Annotated in this window: 1 protein-coding gene; it reads right to left on the bottom strand. The window is 58.0% G+C overall.

The genetic code is table 11. From position 1 onward, the window contains the following. The coding region (locus ACU8YC_RS28870; RefSeq protein WP_446896493.1) for a DUF3100 domain-containing protein at positions 1–255 on the bottom strand (255 nt) is incomplete at both ends.

The following is a 255-nucleotide window of genomic DNA, read 5'->3' as shown; positions in this document are numbered from 1 at the left end:
TCAGAACCTTCTGCGCCATATCTGCATCCAGCCCGTTAATGAGGGCCCCTGAGGCGGCACTGAGCATTGAACCTGAGCCCACCCCGGAGCCGGCGGCCAGGGCGAGCGGATGCAGACCTGTCAGCGGGGCAAGACTGCCAAGGACGCTGAACCACAGGGTACCAATGACAGAGCCGCATAAATAAATGGCCAGTACCCCGATATACTCCTGTGAGCCGGTGCCAAACTTTGACTGAATCACAGCAATGGAAGGTT

It is taken from the genome of Citrobacter sp. VF227 (assembly GCF_052950715.1).
This window is presented reverse-complemented; position numbering and strand designations above follow the sequence as displayed.